Source organism: Burkholderia sp. 567, from assembly GCF_040545115.1.
GTDB lineage: Bacteria > Pseudomonadota > Gammaproteobacteria > Burkholderiales > Burkholderiaceae > Burkholderia > Burkholderia ambifaria.
The window spans coordinates 775541-793329 of record NZ_JBEPLG010000002.1; the positions used below are offsets into that span (position 1 = coordinate 775541).

General features: G+C 68.6%; 13 protein-coding genes and 2 pseudogenes. 4 read left to right on the forward strand and 11 right to left on the reverse strand.

Features of this window, described 5'->3' with window-relative positions; all coding sequences use genetic code 11:
* Positions 1-171 precede the first annotated feature (171 nt).
* From ABIC50_RS08980 to ABIC50_RS08990, 3 genes are all read right to left on the reverse strand, one after another.
* Positions 172-3810 carry a hydantoinase B/oxoprolinase family protein gene (locus ABIC50_RS08980; RefSeq protein WP_354163242.1) on the reverse strand — a complete coding sequence of 1213 codons (3639 nt, stop codon included), beginning with the start codon at positions 3808-3810 and terminating at the stop codon, positions 172-174.
* 118 nt (positions 3811-3928) lie between these two features.
* On the reverse strand, positions 3929-5233 hold the full coding sequence (locus ABIC50_RS08985; RefSeq protein WP_126226528.1) for an MFS transporter: 1305 nt from the start codon (positions 5231-5233) through the stop codon (positions 3929-3931).
* A 226-nt stretch (positions 5234-5459) separates the two neighbouring features.
* Positions 5460-6233 (reverse strand): putative hydro-lyase, encoded by a 774-nt coding sequence (locus ABIC50_RS08990; protein ID WP_354163245.1) that lies wholly within the window; start codon positions 6231-6233, stop codon positions 5460-5462.
* A gap of 204 nt (positions 6234-6437) precedes the next feature.
* Between ABIC50_RS08990 and ABIC50_RS08995 the strand changes: the two genes are divergently transcribed.
* Positions 6438-7370 (forward strand): LysR family transcriptional regulator, encoded by a 933-nt coding sequence (locus ABIC50_RS08995; RefSeq protein ID WP_006749637.1) that lies wholly within the window; start codon positions 6438-6440, stop codon positions 7368-7370.
* Positions 7371-7432: 62 nt separating this feature from the next.
* Here the strand turns inward: ABIC50_RS08995 and ABIC50_RS09000 are convergent, their stop codons facing one another.
* The 6 genes and pseudogenes from ABIC50_RS09000 to ABIC50_RS09025 form a co-directional block, all read right to left on the reverse strand.
* Positions 7433-7759, reverse strand: coding sequence for an antibiotic biosynthesis monooxygenase family protein (locus ABIC50_RS09000; RefSeq protein ID WP_011660203.1), 327 nt, complete (start codon positions 7757-7759; stop codon positions 7433-7435).
* A 144-nt stretch (positions 7760-7903) separates the two neighbouring features.
* Positions 7904-8109: pseudogene (locus tag ABIC50_RS09005) on the reverse strand (flagellin N-methylase); the annotation flags it as partial.
* Positions 8016-8825: a MetQ/NlpA family lipoprotein gene (locus ABIC50_RS09010; RefSeq protein WP_354163248.1), complete on the reverse strand. Its 810-nt coding sequence runs from the start codon at positions 8823-8825 to the stop codon at positions 8016-8018. The pseudogene ABIC50_RS09005 and the gene ABIC50_RS09010, both read right to left, overlap by 94 nt.
* Positions 8822-9871, reverse strand: a complete 1050-nt coding sequence (locus tag ABIC50_RS09015; protein ID WP_354163250.1) for a formylglycine-generating enzyme family protein — start codon at positions 9869-9871, stop codon at positions 8822-8824. Before ABIC50_RS09015 ends, ABIC50_RS09010 begins: the two co-directional genes overlap by 4 nt.
* A 10-nt stretch (positions 9872-9881) precedes the next feature.
* Positions 9882-11831 carry an arylsulfatase gene (locus ABIC50_RS09020; RefSeq protein WP_354163253.1) on the reverse strand — a complete coding sequence of 650 codons (1950 nt, stop codon included), beginning with the start codon at positions 11829-11831 and terminating at the stop codon, positions 9882-9884.
* Between the two features lie 145 nt (positions 11832-11976).
* A pseudogene (locus ABIC50_RS09025) lies at positions 11977-12390 on the reverse strand (SDR family oxidoreductase); the annotation flags it as partial.
* A gap of 148 nt (positions 12391-12538) precedes the next feature.
* Here ABIC50_RS09025 and ABIC50_RS09030 point away from each other — a divergent pair.
* The 3 genes from ABIC50_RS09030 (at position 12539) to ABIC50_RS09040 (ending at position 15276) form a co-directional block, all read left to right on the forward strand.
* Complete coding sequence (locus tag ABIC50_RS09030; RefSeq protein ID WP_006749630.1) at positions 12539-12829, forward strand: co-chaperone GroES; 291 nt, start codon at positions 12539-12541, stop codon at positions 12827-12829.
* Positions 12830-12841: 12 nt separating this feature from the next.
* A complete protein-coding gene (gene groL / locus ABIC50_RS09035; RefSeq protein WP_354163255.1) occupies positions 12842-14482 on the forward strand; it encodes a chaperonin GroEL in 1641 nt (546 codons plus the stop codon).
* Between the two features lie 179 nt (positions 14483-14661).
* Positions 14662-15276, forward strand: coding sequence for a LysE family translocator (locus ABIC50_RS09040; RefSeq protein WP_011660193.1), 615 nt, complete (start codon positions 14662-14664; stop codon positions 15274-15276).
* Positions 15277-15426: 150 nt separating this feature from the next.
* Here the strand turns inward: ABIC50_RS09040 and ABIC50_RS09045 are convergent, their stop codons facing one another.
* Together ABIC50_RS09045 and ABIC50_RS09050 are read right to left on the reverse strand one after the other, a co-directional pair.
* On the reverse strand, positions 15427-16830 hold the full coding sequence (locus ABIC50_RS09045) for an amidase family protein (protein ID WP_354163258.1): 1404 nt from the start codon (positions 16828-16830) through the stop codon (positions 15427-15429).
* 107 nt (positions 16831-16937) lie between these two features.
* Positions 16938-17729, reverse strand: a complete 792-nt coding sequence (locus ABIC50_RS09050) for an alpha/beta fold hydrolase (RefSeq protein ID WP_012365341.1) — start codon at positions 17727-17729, stop codon at positions 16938-16940.
* Between the last annotated feature and the right edge of the window lie 60 nt (positions 17730-17789).

A 17789-nucleotide genomic window follows, 5' to 3' on the forward strand; every position in this document is an offset into this window, starting at 1 on the left:
CCATTCGCGTGGCAATAGCGCGCGGATCAATGCAAGTGAATATATCGCCGGCGCGCACCGGGCATTGCACCGCCCTGAATGGAACCGGTACAACGGCCCCGTCGCCACGCGCGAAAACCGTGCGGCGTGCACGCCGCCGCACCGCTTCCGCACGGGTTGCGGGGCGCCCGCTCAGCCCGCCGCGCCGTAACCGCCGCCGCCCGGCGTTTCGACGACGAACACGTCGCCCGGCGCCATCTGCGCGCGGCCGATATGCGCGAGCGTCTCGACCGTGCCGTCGGCCCGCTCGATCGTGTTGCGGCCGAGCGCGCCGGCCTCGCCGCCCCCCGCGCCGAACGGCGCATGGATCCGGTTGTTCGACAGGATCGACGCGGTCATCGGCTCGAGAAAGCGGATCCGCCGCACCGCGCCGTCGCCGCCGCGCCAGCGCCCGGCGCCACCGGAGCCCGCGCGCAGCCGGTGCGAGTCGACCCGCACCGGGTAGCGCCATTCGAGCACTTCCGGGTCGGTCAGGCGCGAGTTCGTCATGTGCGTCTGCACCGCGCCGACGCCCGCGAAGCCGTCACCCGCGCCGCTGCCGCCCGCGATCGTCTCGTAGTACTGGTATTGAGCGTTACCGAATGTGAAGTTATTCATCGTCCCCTGGCTGGACGCAACGCAGCCAAGCGCGCCGTACAACGCGTTGGTCACAGCCGACGACGTCTCGACGTTGCCCGACACCACCGCCGCCGGATACTCGGGATTCAGCATCGAGCGCGCCGGCACGATCACGGTGAGCGGCTTCAGGCAGCCGGCGTTCAACGGGATGTCGTCGCCGACCAGCGTACGGAACACGTACAGCACCGCGGCCATGCAGACGGCCTTCGGCGCGTTGAAGTTGTTGTCGAGCTGCGCGGACGTACCGGTGAAATCGATCTCGGCGCGCCGCGCCGCGCGGTCGACCCGGATCGCGACGCGAATCTCCGCGCCGTTGTCGAGCGGATAGCGGTACGCGCCGTCCTGCAGCGCGCCGATCACTCGCCGCACCGCTTCTTCCGCGTTGTCCTGCACGTGCCCCATGAACGCGAGCACGACGTCGCGGCCGAACTGGGCGACCATCCGCCGCAACTCGTCGACGCCCTTCTGGTTCGCGGCGACCTGCGCGCGCAGGTCGGCCATGTTCTGCTCGACGTTGCGCGCCGGGTAGCGGCCCGACGCGAGCAGCGCGCGCGTGTCCGCATCGCGCAGCACGCCGGCCGACACGAGCTGCCAGTTGTCGATCAGCACGCCCTCTTCGTCGATGTGCTTTGAATCGGGCGGCATCGAGCCCGGCGTCGTGCCGCCGATGTCCGCGTGATGGCCGCGCGAACCGACGTAGAACAGCGGCGTGTCCGAGCCGTCCGCGAACACCGGCGTGATGACGGTGACGTCGGGCAGGTGCGTGCCGCCGTGATACGGGTCGTTCAGCATGAACACGTCGCCGTCGCGCATGCGGCCGCGGTTGCGCTCGATCACCGTGCGGATGCTCTCGCCCATCGATCCCAGATGCACGGGCATGTGCGGCGCGTTCGCGATCAGGTTGCCGTCGCCGTCGAAGATCGCGCACGAGAAGTCGAGCCGCTCCTTGATGTTCACCGAGTACGCGGTGTTCTGCAGCCGCAGCCCCATCTGCTCGGCGATCGACATGAACAGGTTGTTGAAGATCTCGAGCCGCACCGGATCGGCGTCGGTGCCGAGCGAGCGGCGCGTCGGCAGCGGCGTCGTGCGCGTCAGCACGAGGTTGCCCTGCGCGGTCATCCGCGCGCGCCAGCCGGGTTCGACGACGGTCGTGCCGTTCTGCTCCGCGACGATCGCCGGGCCGTCGATCGTGTCGCCGGCGAGCAGCGTGTCGCGCACGTACAGCGCGGCGTCGTGCCATTGGCCGCCGGAATGGAACCGCACGGCGCTGTGGGGCCGCGGCGCCGCGCCGTCGTCGCGGGGCGCGAGCGGCGCGATCTCGAGGGGCGCATCGGAGCGGCCGATCGCCTCGACCGCGGCCAGTTCGGCGACCAGCGGCGTGCCGGGCATCAGGAACGCGTAACGCTGCCGGTACGCGGCTTCGAACGCCTGCTGCATCGCGGCGACGCTGCCGGCCGGCACGTCGAGCGCGGAATCGGTGCCCTGGTAGCGCAGGTGCACGCGCCGCTCGGTCGCGATGCGTTCCGGCGGCACGCCCTGTTCGAGCAGCGCGCCGACCGCGTCGTCGGTCAGCCGGTCGAGCGTCGCGTTCAGCGCCGGCAGCGACGCGTCCGACAGCACCGCTTCCACCGCGCGCTCGCGCATCGCGGTCTGGTCGGCGAGGCCCATCCCGTACGCGGACAGCACGCCCGCGAGCGGATGCGCGAACACCTGCGTCATGCCGAGCGCGTCGGCCACGCCACACGCGTGCTGGCCGCCCGCGCCGCCGAAGGTCGTCAGCACGTAGCGCGACACGTCGTGGCCGCGCTGCACCGAAATCTTCTTGATCGCATTCGCCATGCTGCCGATCGCGATCTCGAGGAAGCCTTCGGCCAGCGCCTCGGGCGTCTCGCGCCGCCCGGTCGCGGCGTGGATCTCGTCGGCGAGCGCCGCGAATTTCGCGGCGACGCCGTCGCGGTCGAGCGGTTCGTTCGCATGCGGGCCGAACACGCGCGGGAAATGATCGGGCTGGATCTTGCCGAGCATCACGTTGCAGTCGGTCACCGTCAGCGGGCCGCCGCGCCGGTACGCGGCCGGCCCCGGGTTCGCGCCGGCCGATTCGGGCCCGACGCGCAGCCGCGCGCCGTCGAAGCCGAGCACCGAGCCGCCGCCGGCCGCGACCGTGTGGATGCTCATCATCGGCGCGCGCATCCGCACGCCGGCCACCTGCGTCTCGAACACGCGCTCGAATTCGCCGTTGTAGTGCGACACGTCGGTCGACGTGCCGCCCATGTCGAAGCCGATCACGCGGTCGAAGCCGGCCGCGCGCGCGGCGCGCACCATCCCGACGATGCCGCCGGCCGGGCCGGACAGGATCGCGTCCTTGCCCTGGAACGCATCGGCGCGCGTCAGGCCGCCGCTGCTCTGCATGAACTGCAGGTTCACGCCGGGCATCTCGTGCGCGACCTGCTCGACATAGCGGCGCAGGATCGGCGACAGGTACGCGTCGACCACGGTCGTGTCGCCGCGCGACACCATCTTCATCAGCGGCGACACCTCGTGCGACACGGACACCTGCGTGAAGCCGATCCGGCGTGCGAGTTCGGCCAGCGCGCGCTCGTGCGCGGTGTAGCGATAGCCGTGGATCAACACGATGGCCAGCGCCTGCACGCCCGAGTCGAACACGCGGCGCAGCTCGGCTTCCGCGCGTTGCACGTCGAGCGGCACGACGACGTCGCCGTGCGCGCCGACCCGCTCGTCGACCTCGACGACGGTCTCGTACAGCGCATCGGGCAGCACGATGTCGAGATCGAACAGGCGCGGCCGGTTTTGGTACGCGATGCGCAGCACGTCGCGAAAGCCGCGCGTCGTCGCGAGCGCGGTGCGTTCGCCCTTGCGTTCGAGCAGCGCGTTGGTCGCGACCGTCGTGCCCATCTTCACCATGTCGACGCGTTCGGGCGTGATCGGCTCGCCGTCGGCCAGGCCGAGCAGGTGGCGGATGCCGGCCACGGCCGCATCGCGATACTGCTCGGGATTCTCCGACAGCAGCTTGTGCGTGACGAGCGAGCCGTCGGGCCGGCGCGCGACGATGTCGGTGAAGGTGCCGCCGCGGTCGATCCAGAATTGCCAGCGCGCGGCGTCGGAGGAAACGGGGAAAGTATGTCGGTCAGTCATGGCGATGAACTCGATGCGTCGTTGAAGCGATGGACGAGCGCCGCCGCACGGCGCGCGTCGCGCGCCGCGTGAGGGCTTCGATCAAAGGGAAGAAGTAAGGCGGCGGGCCGGCGCCCGCTTACGCGGCGTCGAGTTCGCGGCCGCGGGTTTCGGGCAGCGTCAACGCGGCGACGATCATCACGCCGTAGGCGGCGACCGCGAAGATGCCGATGCTCGCGCCGAGCCCGTAGTGCTTCGACAGCGCGCCGATCAGGAACGGGAACAGTGCGCCGACCGCGCGGCCCACGTTGTAGCAGAAGCCCTGCCCCGAGCCGCGCACCCGCGTCGGGAACAGCTCGGTGAGGAATGCGCCCATCCCGGAGAAGATGCCCGACGCGAAGAATCCGAGCGGGAAGCCGAGCCACAGCATCGACGCGTTCGTGAGGTTCAGCACCGGCGACGTATAGGCGAACGCGATCACCATCGAGCCGAGCGCGAACAGGATGAAGTTCGGCTTGCGGCCGAGGCGGTCGGTCAGGTAGGCGCTCGTCAGGTAGCCGACCCACGAGCCGATGATGATCGTCGCGAGATAGCCGCCCGTGCCCATCACGGTCAGGTGCCGCTCCGTCTTCAGGAACGTCGGCAGCCAGGTCGTGATCGCGTAGTAGCCGCCTTGTGCGCCGGTCGTCAGCAGCGCCGCGCGCAGCGTCGTCGACAGCAGCTGCGGCGCGAAGATTTCCGTGAGGCGCGGCGTGCCGGCCACCTGCGCCTGCGCGGCCTTCTCCTTCTCGTAGACGTCCGGTTCCTTCACGTAGCGGCGGATCACGACCACCAGCAGCGCCGGCGCGAGGCCGATGAGGAACAGCGCGCGCCATGCCTGTTCGGCCGGCAGCACCGAGAACAGCAGCGCATACAGCAGCGCCGACAGCCCCCAGCCGATCGCCCAGCCCGACTGCACGAGGCCGACCGCCTTGCCGCGATCGCGCGCGCGGATCACCTCGCCGATCAGCACCGCGCCGGCCGTCCATTCGCCGCCGAAGCCGAAGCCCATCAGCGCGCGCGCCGCGAGCAGCTGGTGGTAGTTCTGCGCGAGTCCGCACAAGGCGGTGAACACCGCGAACCACAGCACGGTCAGCTGCAGCGTGCGCACCCGGCCGATCCGGTCGGACAGGATGCCGGCGAGCCAGCCGCCGAGCGCCGACGCGAGCAGCGTCATCGTGCCGATAAAGCCGGCGTCCGCGAGCGAGATGCCCCAGGTCGCGACGAGCGTCGGGATCACGAACGACAGCATCTGCGTGTCCATCCCGTCGAGCATGTAGCCAACCTTGCAGCTCCAGAACGCGCGGCGCTCGCGCGGCTGCGCGTCCGCATACCATCCGAACAGGCCGTTGCGCGCGGGGCCCGCGGGGTCGGCGGCGGGCGCCGCGAGGATCTTGCTTTCCATGGTGAAGCTCCTGTCGAAATGTGCGGTCAATGCCGGGCTGGTGGTGCGTGTGGTGCGTGTCGTGCTCGTAGTACGTGCGGTGCGTGTCGTGCGTGGTCGTACATGCGTCGCGCTAGTCGGGCGGCAGTTGCGCGCGGCCCTGCGGCCAGGCGGATCGTCTGCGGTTGCCGCATACCGCCGCGGCGGGGCCGGACCGGCGGCCGTACGGGCCGCGGGTGCCGACCGGTCAGAACACGGCCAGCGACGCGTTCGTGATGTCAGTCATCAGCATGTAGCCGGGCGTATGCGCAATCGCGAGCGGCAGCTTCGCTTCCATCAGCGCGGTTTGGGGCGTCACGCCGCACGCCCAGAACACCGGCAGCTCGCCGTCGCGCACCGTCACCGCGTCGCCAAAATCGGGCGTGCCGAGATCGGCGATGCCCAGTTCCCGCGGATGGCCGATATGGACCGGCGCACCGTGCACGCCCGGGAACCGGCTCGTGATCTGCACCGCGCGGATCGCGTCGGCGCCCCGCAGCGGGCGCATCGACACGACCAGCTGGCCGCCGAAGATCCCCGCACGGCGGTTCGGGATCGACGTGCGGTACATCGGCACGTTGCGACCCTCTTCGATGTGGCGCAGCGCGATGCCTTCACGCGCGAGCATGTCCTCGAACGAGAACGAGCAGCCGATCGCGAATACGACGAAATCGTCGCGCCACAGCGCCTCGAGGGATTCGACCCGCTCGGTCAGGCGGCCGTCGCGGTAGATGTTGTAGCTCGGCACGTCGGTGCGGATGTCGAGATCCTCGCCGAGCACGTCGAGCCGGAACGCGCCCGGCTCGCCGACGCCCAGTAGCGGGCACGCCTTCGGGTTCGCCTGGCAGAAGCGCAGGAAATCGTGCGCATACGCGTTCGGCAGGATCGCGAGATTCGCTTGCGCGAACGGGCCGCACTGGCCGGCGGTCGGCTGGCGGAACGCGCCGCTGCGTACGGACTGGCGGAATTCGGAAGGCGTCATGATGGTGGTGGCGGGTCGGGATGTCGTCGGGCTCCCGCAATTGCGTCAGCGGTTACGGCGAAGAATAGAAAAGAAAAAAATTGGTCGCCAACGAGTTTTTTTGCGCCCGGTGTATAGAATTTCTTAACGCATCTTCGGGTTTTCCCCGGTCCCGTTCATTTTTCTTCACCGGCAAGCTGCGCGTCCACCGTCCCGCCGACCGCCATGAACACGCGTTTTCTCGAAACCTTCGTCACGCTCGCGAAGCTGCGCAACTTCCGCACGACGGCCACCGCGCTGCACGCGACGCCGGCCGCGATCTCGCAGCGCCTGAAGGCGCTCGAGGATGAATTGCAAACCGTGCTCGTCGATCGCGACAGCCGCGAGTTCCGACTCACGCCGAACGGCGAGTATCTGCTCGGCTATGCGAAGGCCGTCGTCGAGGCGACGCACGAGCTGCAGGCCGCCGCGGCTGGCGAAAGCGCGCTGCGCGGCAAGCTGCGGCTCGGCGTGATCGAGACGGTCGTGCACAGCTGGCTGCCGCACTACCTGCGCCGCCTCGCCGCCGACTATCCGCAACTGGAGGTCGACCTGACCGTCGACGTCAGCGTCGTGCTGCAGCGCCGGCTGATGGCCGGCGAGCTCGATCTGATCATTCGGGTGGAGGGCAGCGACGAGGCGTCGGTCGTCTGCGACGCGCTCGCGAATTATCCGGTGCGCTGGATCGCGCGCGCGGGGCTGCTGCCGACCACGCGCACGGGCCTGGCGCGCCAGGTGCTGCGCCAGCCGATCCTGACCTACGGGCGCGGCACCGCGCCGCATCGTGCGCTCGAGGACATCGTGCGCACGCTCGCGCACGCGCATGGCGTGCCGCTGTCGGAGACGCGCATCACCGGCTCGCCGTCGATCTCGGTGATCGTGCAGCTCGTGCGCGACGGCTTCGGCGTCGCCGCGATTCCGGTGCTGTTCGTCGATGCGCTGATCGCGAGCGGCGAAGTCGTCGAGCTGCCGTTGCAGCCGTCACCGCCGTCGATCGTCGTGTCGATGTCGCGCCGCGCCGACGCGCCGAAGTTCGTGCACGGCGCGTCGATCGCCGCGCGTGCCGCGTGTCACGAGTACTGCGAAAAGAGCAACCGGTTGCTGGTCGAGGCGCTTTGACGCGGTGCGTGGATGCGCAGTGGTGCGCGCAGAACGCTCGACGCGCCGATTCGAGATTCAATTCACGCGGGCTGCCCCGCGTGCGGTTGCGCGAGCTTGCCGTCGCCGTACTCGCGCAGCACCTGCGAGATCACCACGCGATAACCGTCCAGCCAGCGCGCCTGCTTCGCCTTCGCTTCCCGATGCGCGGGGTGCTGGATCAGCTGCTGCAGCGCCGCCTCGGATTCCCAGTAGTAGACGTTCTGAATCAGCCCGGCTTCCGCGTTCTCCCAGGTTTCCTCGCCGAGATAGCCGGGTGTCGCACGCGCCATGTCGGCGATCTGCCGGTCGAGCCGATGGAATTCGTCGTCGTATTGCCCGGCGCGGAAAATGAAGGTCGATGCGTACATGCGCGCTCCGTTGGGAGACGATTGAAAGAGCGTCAAGTGTAAGGCACGCATCGCGTGCCGCTTTCCTCACGCGGTGAGCGTGACGGCGTCGTGCCACGCGTCGATGCGTGGCGCATTCGTGCGGGTGGCCGGCGTGGCGGTCGGCACCGTCAGCGCGCCGACGAAGCGATGCCGATGCCGGAACAGTTCGCGCAACGACAGCGTCGGCGCGCTGTTGCAGCAGCGGCCGCACGCGTTGCCGTGAGGCGGTAGTCGTCTACCACGGCCGCCGCACCGAGTCCTGGTAGCGCGTCAGGATGAAATGCGCGACGTCGTCCGAGTGATACGCGGCGACGAGCTGCGCGACCCACGGCTTCGTACGATCGGCATCGCGCACGGTCAGCACGTTCGCATACGGCGAGCGCGCGTCCTCGAGGTTGATGCTGTCGCGCGCCGGTTGCAGGCCCATGCGCGTGGCGTCGTCGCTGTCGATCGCGACGAACGCGGCCGAGTCGAGCGCCGCATGGAGCCGGTCGCGACGCAGCGCAACGAATTTCAGCGCGAGCCGGTTGCCGGTCACGTCGCGGAGCGTCGCATGCAGGCCGGCCTTGGCGCGCAGCGTGACCAGCGTGTCGTTCTGCAGCAGCACGAGCGCACGCGCCATTCCACGCGGATCGGCCGGGATCGCGACCGTCGCGCCGGGCTGCAGTTCGTTCAGACTCCTCAGCTTGCGAGAATAGAGCGCCATCGGCAGCGTGACGGTCGGCGCGACGGCGCTCAGCGCGTAGCCTTTCGCCGTGCGGGTGGCGGCGAGGCGCTGTGCATCCTCGAAGCTCGCCGCGTCGATCTTGCCGTCCGCAAGCGCGGTATCGATGCGCGACGCGTCGTCGAATTCGACGACGTCGACACCGAGCCCGCGCGTGGCGGCGACGCGTTTCACCGCGTCGAGGATCTCCGCATGCACGCCGCGCGTCACGCCGACGCGCACCGTGCGCGTGGTGGTCTCCGCGGCAACGGCCGAACCTGATTGAACGACGCCGCATGCAACGGCCAGCCATACGGCGACGCAATGCGCGACGCGTTTCACGATGCATCCCTCAGAATCGTACGGAATCCGATATGCGACGCACCGAGATCGGCTTCCTGCTGTTCGCGCGACGACGCGCGATAACGCACGCAGTAATCGCGCGAGCACAGGAACGAACCGCCCTTGATCACCATCGGCGTGTCGTGCCGGCGCGTCGGCGGCGCGACGGCCGCCGTGTCGCCGTTCGTGTGCGACTGATGCGGGCCCGTGTACGCGTCCTTCGTCCATTCCCACGCGTTGCCGATCATGTCGTACAGGTGAAAGCCGTTCGCCGCGTAGCAGCCGACCGGCGCCAGGCCTGCATGGCCGTCCTCGGCCGTATCGAGCACCGGGAACGCACCCTGCCAGTAGTTCGCGGCCGGCTTGCCCTGCGCGTCGCGCGGCGCCGCGTCGAGCGACGCGTCGTCGCGACCGGCCTTGCCCGCGTATTCCCATTCGGCTTCGGTCGGCAGGTCGCGGCCGAGCCAGTGCGCATACGCGAGCGCGTCGCGCTGCGTGACGAGCGTGACGGGCAAGTTGCCGTGCCCATCGACGCTGCTTCCAGGGCCACGCGGCTGCCGCCACGACGCGCCCTTCACCCAGCTCCACCACGCGAGGTCACGTACATTCAGCTCGTCGCGCGTCGGCACGTGAAACACCGCCGCGCCGCCCTGCTGCTCGGCCTCGGTCACGTAACCGGTCGCCTTCACGAAGGCGGCGAACTGCGCGATCGTCACGTCGGTCTGGTCGATCCAGAAGCCGCCGACGCGCGTCCTGCCGTCGCCGACCGGACGCTCGTCCGCATAACCGCGCGTGCTGCCGAACACGAACGCGCCGCCGCTCAGGTGCACCATCCCGGCCTTCGGATCGTCACGCCACGCCGCGGGCAGGCCCGAGTAGCGCTCGCACTGCCGCTCCGAGCCGAGCGGCGCGAGCGGGCGGCCGCGATTCGCGTCGTCGAAGGCGCCGGCGGGCGACGGCGACGGGCTCGCATAGCCGGCCGCGAACGCAGCCGCGAATAGCGTGGCCGCGAGCGCCGCGCCGAGCGTCCAGAAGCGCAACCGCATCGTGTCGTCCTCAGTAGTAGCCGCGCGGACGCAACGGCTCGACGCCGCCGACGTTGCTCATGTAGGCCTTCCACTGGTCGACCAGCGTGCCGATCACCGACGGGTTCTGCGCGGACACGTCGGTCGTCTCGCCGCGATCCGCCGCGAGGTCGTACAGCTGCCAGTGACCATCGAGCGGGCCGAGCGGCGGCTCGGTCCACAACGCCTTCCAGCGACCGTCGGCGCTGCGCAGATACGCGCGGCCGTACGCTTCGTCGCCGAACGGCGCCGTATGCACTTCACCCGTCGCCGAGCCGGTCAGCACCGGCAGCAGCGACTGGCCCGTCACCGGATACACATAGCGGTTGTTGTAGACGACCTTGCCCTTGTTCTGATCGATGCCGGTCAGCGTGTTCACGAGCGGCGGCGCCGGCTGCGACGGCGGCGTGACGCCCGCGACCGCGAGGAACGTCGCCGTGTTGTCGGTCACGTGCGTGAACGCGCGCAGCGTCGGCAACTGCTGCGTCTGCCCGGGCAGGCGCACGATCGTCGGCGTCGACACGCCGCCTTCGCCCGAATAGCCCTTCGTGAGCCGGAACGGCGCCGCGCTCACTTCGGCCCAGCGCAGCCCGTATTGCAGCCGCTGCGCGTTCTGCTTGCCGTTGTCGGTGCCGAGGGTCGAATAGATCGGCTCCTGCCCGTTCGCGGTGTCGGTCGCCGTCGGGTCCGCGCCCGAGTCGATCGGCCAGCCTTCCGCGCCGTTGTCCGACTGGAACATGATGAACGTGTTGTCGTATTCGCCGATGTCCTTCAGGTGCTGGATCAGCAGGCCGATGTTGTAGTCGAGGTTCTCGACCATCCCCGCGTAGATCTCCATGTAGCGCGCCTGGGCACGGCGCTCGGCCGGGCTCAGGCTCGCCCACAGCTTGTCGACCTTGCCGGTGCCATAGTCGGTATAGCCGTCGGCGGCCGAATGCACGGCGCTGATGTACTTCGCGTTCGAGGTGCCGTTGTTCGCCGTTGCCGGCGACGCCGACGTCGTTTCGGGCAGTCCGTCGAACGGCCTGAAGTCGGCCGGAATCAGACCGAGCGCCTTCTGCCGTGCGATGCGCGCGTTGCGGATCGCGTCGTAGCCGGCGTCGTACACGCCCGCGTACTTGTGCAGCCACGGCTCCGGCACCTGCAGCGGCCAGTGCGGCGACGTGTAGGCCGCGTACGCGAAGAACGGCTTGCCGTCCCGCTTGTTCGAATCGATGTACGAGATCAGCTTCTGCGTATAGAAGTCCGTCGAGTAGAACACGGCCGGACTGCCGCCCGCGCCGCCCGGTTGTCCGGGCTGGCCGGGCTGCACGTAGCGGCCGTCTTCCGTGTAGTTCGACGAGCCGGCCGGCTCGTGCGCGAAGTGGTTCGTCGCGGCGCCGGCGAGCAGCACGTAGCTGCGCTCGAAGCCCCACTGGTCCGGCGTCTGTCCGCTGCCCGTCGCGCTGCCGACGATCCCCGAGCCGATGTGCCACTTGCCCGCGATGTACGTGTGATAGCCGGCGTCTTTCAGTAGTTGTGCGAACGACAGCGCGCGATCATTCAGGTAGCCCTCGTAGCCCGGCAGGCCGCGCCGCTCGTCGGTCGGCACGCCCATCGTGCCTTCGCCGACGAGGTGATGATCGGTGCCGGAAATCAGCATCGCGCGCGTGATCGCGCACACGGTTCCGGTGTGATGGTTCGACAGGATGCGGCCCGACGCGACGAGCGCGTCGAGGTTCGGCGTGTTGATCTCGCCGCCGAATGCATGGATGTCGGAATAGCCGAGATCGTCGGCCATGATGTACAGGATGTTCGGCCGCTTGGCCGCGGGCGTCGCATTGGCCTGCGGCGGCGGATCGCTGTCGACGCCGCCGCACGAGGCGAGCGACAGCGCACCCGCGATCGCGGCGCACACCACACGAAAACGAAAGGCAAGCAACGGCGAAGCGGACTTTTTCATTGTTGTGAGCGCACGATCTACGGGATCGGCGATCTTAGCGTCGCCTGCGCGGCGCCCAAAGTCGGATTCGTCACATGCTAAGGGGGTGGGGGAATATGCGGCACGGCTCGTGTTTTACGACTTGCGCCGCGATGGTTGTGTTGCGTCAGCTGCGTCCGCCGAGGCTGCCGCCGCCATCCACCGCGAGCACCTGCCCTGTGACGAAGGCTGCATCGTCGGACAGCAGGAACGCGATCGCCGCGGCCACATCGTGCGGCGTGCCGAGACGACGTGCGGGAATCGTTGCCAGCACCTTGCGTTCGGCTTCGCTGCCGACTGGCCGCGTCTGGCGAAACAGTTCCGTCTCGATCGGGCCCGGCGCGACCGCGTTGACCGTCACGCCGTGCTCGGCGAGTTCAAGCGCCCATGTACGCGTGCAACCGACGAGCGCGCTTTTCGCGGCTGAATACGCGGTGCGATCGAGGCTGCCGAAGATCGCGCGGCTGCATACGTTGACGATGCGACCATATCCGCGTGCCTTCATCGCATCGGCGAAATGCTGCGTGACCTGGATCGCTGCTGCGTACGGTCGTCGTCCGCATAGCGCATCCACGCAAATGCTTTTCCGAATCCGTTATTGGATCGCGCCACCACGCGTTCATATACTCGTCAGCACTCTCCGATAAAGAGTGCCAACCAATCTCGACGCAACAGAACAGGACGGACAGATGAGCCTACGCCCCTTGCACGACCGGGTCATCGTGAAGCGACTCGACCAGGAAACCACCACCGCCTCGGGCATCGTGATCCCCGACAGCGCCGCGGAAAAGCCCGACCAGGGCGAAGTGATCGCCGTCGGCCCCGGCCGCAAGGACGCCGACGGCCAGCGCCTCGTGCCCGACCTGCAGGTCGGCGAGCGCGTGCTGTTCGGTAAGTACGCAGGCCAGGCCGTCAAGGTGGACGGTAACGAATTCCTCGTGCTGCGCGAGGAAGACATCGTCGCGGTCGTCAATCAATAACGGAGCGCAATCATGGCAGCAAAGGAAATCATTTTCAGCGACGTCGCGCGTACGAAGCTCACCGAAGGCGTCAACATTCTCGCGAACGCGGTGAAAGTCACGCTCGGGCCGAAAGGCCGCAACGTCGTGCTCGAGCGCAGCTTCGGCGCGCCCGTCGTCACGAAGGACGGCGTGTCGGTCGCGAAGGAAATCGAACTCGCGGACAAGCTGCAGAACATCGGCGCGCAGCTCGTGAAGGAAGTCGCGTCGCGCACCAGCGATGCCGCCGGCGACGGCACGACGACGGCCACCGTGCTCGCGCAGGCGATCGTGCGCGAAGGCCAGAAGTACGTCGCGGCGGGGCTCAATCCGCTCGACCTGAAGCGCGGGATCGACAAGGCCGTGGCAGCGGCCGTCGACGCGCTGAAGACGATCAGCAAGCCGACCACCACGAGCAAGGAAATCGCGCAGGTCGCGACGATCTCCGCGAACGGCGAGGAATCGATCGGCCAGCGCATCGCCGAAGCGATCGACCGCGTCGGCAAGGAAGGCGTGATCACCGTCGAGGACGGCAAGTCGCTCGCCGACGAGCTCGACGTCGTCGAAGGGCTGCAGTTCGATCGCGGCTACCTGTCGCCGTATTTCATCAACAATCCCGACAAGCAGATCGCCGAGATCGAGAACCCGTACATCCTGCTGCACGACAAGAAGATCTCGAACATCCGCGACCTGCTGCCGGTGCTCGAACAGGTCGCGAAGTCCGGCCGGCCGCTGCTGATCATCGCGGAAGACGTCGAGGGCGAAGCGCTCGCGACGCTGGTCGTGAACAACATTCGCGGCATCCTGAAGACGATCGCGGTCAAGGCACCGGGCTTCGGCGATCGCCGCAAGGCGCTGCTGGAAGACATCGCGATCCTGACCGGCGGGCAAGTCATCGCGGAGGAAACGGGACTCACGCTCGAGAAGGCGACGCTCGCCGAACTCGGTCAGGCAAAGCGCATCGAGGTCGGCAAGGAAAACACGACCGTGATCGACGGCGCGGGCGACGCGAAGAACATCGAGGCGCGCGTGAAGCAGATCCGCGTGCAGATCGAAGAGGCGACCTCCGACTACGATCGTGAAAAGCTGCAGGAGCGCGTGGCCAAGCTGGCGGGAGGCGTCGCGGTAATCAAGGTCGGCGGCGCGACCGAAATCGAAGTGAAGGAGAAGAAGGACCGCGTCGATGACGCGCTGCACGCGACGCGCGCGGCGGTCGAGGAAGGCATCGTGCCGGGCGGCGGCGTCGCGCTGATCCGCGTGCGGCAGGCAATCCGCGAGCTCAAGGGTGCGAATGCCGACCAGGACGCGGGCATCAAGATCGTGCTGCGCGCGCTCGAGGAACCGCTGCGCCAGATCGTCACGAACGCGGGCGAGGAAGCGAGCGTGGTCGTCGCGAAGGTGGCAGAAGGTTCGGGGAATTTCGGCTACAACGCGCAGACCGGCGAATACGGCGACCTCGTCGAATCGGGCGTGCTCGATCCGACGAAGGTCACGCGCACCGCGCTGCAGAATGCTGCGTCGGTGGCCGGGCTGCTGCTGACGACCGATGCGACCGTGTTCGAGGCGCCGAAGGATGCAGCGCCGGCCACGGCGCCGGGCGGCCCGGGTGCGGGCGGGCCGGGGTTCGATTTCTGACGAGCCGACGATTCGACGATGTGCCGCGGCGTGCCGGTTCGCCGGCATGCGCGGTGTTTCCGAAGCGATGCAACGCGTGGCGACGTCGATCGTCACGCGTTTTTTTCTGGATCGCACGCAGGTACGGCAGGTCGACCGGGGTAAGATGAAGGCCCATTCCGCGTCACGGGCCCAAATCCATGTCGACCACCATCAACACCCTGCTGCCGCTCGCCGGCGTCCTGCTGCTGAGCGTGGCCAGCCCCGGCCCGAACTTCGTGATCGTCACGTCGAGCGCGGTCGCGCAGCGCCGCGCCGGCGTGATGACCGGGCTCGGCCTCGCTGCCGCATCGGGCACCTGGGCCGCGATCGCGATCGGCGGGCTGAGCCTGCTCGTGACCCACGTCGCATGGGTGCATACCGCGCTGCGGCTGGCCGGTGCGACCTACCTGATCTGGCTCGGCCTGAAAATGGTGCTGACCGCGCGCAAGCCGTTGTCCGTCGCCGCGCCGGCTTCATCCTCCGGCTGGCACGCCGCGAAGAAAGGCTATGTAGTCAGCATGACGAACCCGAAAGCCGTCGCGTTCTACGGCAGTGTCTTCGCGCTGATGGTGCCGGCCCACACACCGGCATGGTTCGATCTCACGGTCGTCGCGCTGTCGATCGGGATTTCGGGCGCGTGGTATTGCACGATGGCGCTGCTCGCGTCGCATCCGTTCGTGCGCCGGCTGCTGATCAAGCGCAAGGCCGTGCTCGATACGACGGCCGGACTGCTGCTGATGGGGCTCGGCGGGCGGATGTTGACGGGGCGTTGAGCGGCGTCGTCATGGAGGGAGCCTGCGAACACGATGAATGGAAACTGCTTTCGCCGCTTCCCCGCTCCTGATACGAACACAGGCATAACTTCCTGAATAACGATCCCGACGGACGCGATGCATCGCCGATGCACCGCGCCCGTCGCCGCCTCAGACGATCGGATCGACCACCGTCACCGCCGCGCCACGCGCCTCGATGTCGCGCCCGGCGAGCAGGCACAGATCCTCGCGATGATGCGCGGCGACCACCTGCACACCGACCGGCACGTCATTGACGATCCCCGTCGTCACCGCCAGCCCGGGTAGCCCCATCGCCGGCAGCGCACGCAGCGTGAGCTGCGCCTCCCATACGCGCTCGAACCCTTCCGGTCCTTGCCTGTCGAGTTCGTCGGGGAACGGCAACTCCGACGACACAGGCAGCAGCAGCACCGCGTATGCATCGAGAAACAGCCGCCATTGGCGCGTGAGCGTCGTACGCCGCACGAGTGCGCGGCTGATCACGTCGGCCGGCAGATCGCGCACCTTGCCGCGCACAGCCGCGATCACCGCGGCCGCGCCCGGATCGCCGTCGCTCTCGACCGCGTTCGTCAACGCGTCGAATCCGTCGCCAAGCCAGAGCTGCTCCTGCAACAACGCGGCCTCGCGCATCGGCGGCGTATCGTCGATTTCATCGACGATCCACCCTGCATCGACGAGCCGGCGCGCGGCATCGCGCAACGCGGCCTCGACTTCGGGCACGACCTGCAGGCCGCCCGGCCGCACGCACAACGCCGCTCGCTTCGGTACCACACGGCCTTCGAACGGCACCGGCACGTACCACGGGTCGCGCGGGTCCGGCGCGGCGAACGCTTGCAGCGCCAGCGCGAGATCGTCGATCGTGCGCGCGATCGGCCCCGTCGTCGACATCAACTGCGCGCCGATCGCACGCTCGGGCGACGACGCATTGAACGCCGGCACGCGTCCGAGCGACGGCCGGATCCCGTGCACGCCGCATGCATAGGCCGGGTAACGCACCGAGCCGCCGATGTCGGTGCCGATCGCGAGCGGGCCGATCCCGGCGGCCACCGCAGCCGCCGCGCCGCCGCTCGATCCGCCCGGCGTCAGCGACCGATTGCGCGGATTGTACGTATGGCCGTGCACGAGATTCGACGTGAACCAGCGCAGCGCGAACGTCGGCGAATTGGTGCGGCCGAGCAGCACCGCGCCGGCCTTTCTCAGGTTCGAGACCGACGGGCTGTCGGCGCTCGCGATCAGGTTTTCCTGCAGGCGCGTGCCGTTGGTCGTCGCGAATTCCGCGACGTCGACGTTGATCTTCACGGTCACGGGCACGCCGGCGAGCGGCCCCGGATCGCCGCCGCGCGCGATCGCGCGATCGACTTCGTCGGCTTGGCGCCGCACGTCGTCCGGGCGATGCTCGACCACCGCGTTGATCGCCGGGTTCACCGCATCGAGACGGGCCAGCGTCGCATCCGCCACTTCCCGCGCGGACACTTCGCGTTGCCGCACCCGCTTCGCGATTTCAGTCGCCGACAGTTGCCAGAGTTGCTGCGTCATCAGAATGTGCTCCGAGAAACTCCGCCATGTCCCCAACGGGGGCTTCCTTCGAGGCGGATGGCCGGAAGGAGGCGCCGCGCGCCATTCGCATCGCGGCGCCGCATCGCTTACTGCGTATCGTGCTTCGCACGCTCCGCCGCCGCGATGATCGCGTCGGCCACGGCCTTCGGCTGGCTCAACATCGCGACGTGGCTGCCGTTCACACGCGCGACCGTCGCGCCGATCCGCTTCGCCATCGTCTCCTGCAGCTTCGGATCGATCATCCGGTCCTGCGTCGCGACGACGAACGTCGACGGCTTCTCATGCCACGCGGCCTGCGTGACCTTCTGCGAAATACAGCCACCGTACCACGGCCCTTGCGTCGCCGCGACGACGCGCTGCTGCGCGGGCGACAGGTCCGGCGCGAAATCCTGCGCGATCGCCTTGTCCGACAGCGTCGCGAAACCGCCTGTGTCCTTGCGCAGCTCGCCGGCCCACGCCGGCGCCGGCAGCCCCTGCGTGACGTCGGCGATCGACTGGCCGTTGTCCGGCGCGAACGCGGCGACGTAGACGAGCGACTTCACCTTGTCGTCGTTGCCCGCATCGCTGATCACGACGCCGGCCCACGAATGGCCGACCAGCACGACGGGCCCCTTCTGCTCGTCGATCGCGCGCTTCGTCGCGGCGGCATCGTCGGCGAGCGAGCTGAGCGGATTCTGCACCGCTACGACATGCAGGCCGCGCGCCTCGAGCAGCGGAATCACGCGGTTCCAGCTCGACCCGTCGGCGAACGCGCCGTGCACCAGCACGACGTTCGTGCCCTTCAGGTCCTCCTTCGGCGCAGCCTGCGCCGCGACCGCACCGAACAACCCGCCCAGCACCGCCGCGGACACCAGTACCCGTTTCGTCAAACCGACCATCGTCTTGCTCCTTCCTGTCGTGTTGTACATCTGAAATGTTTACGATGCGGCCGCGTCTGC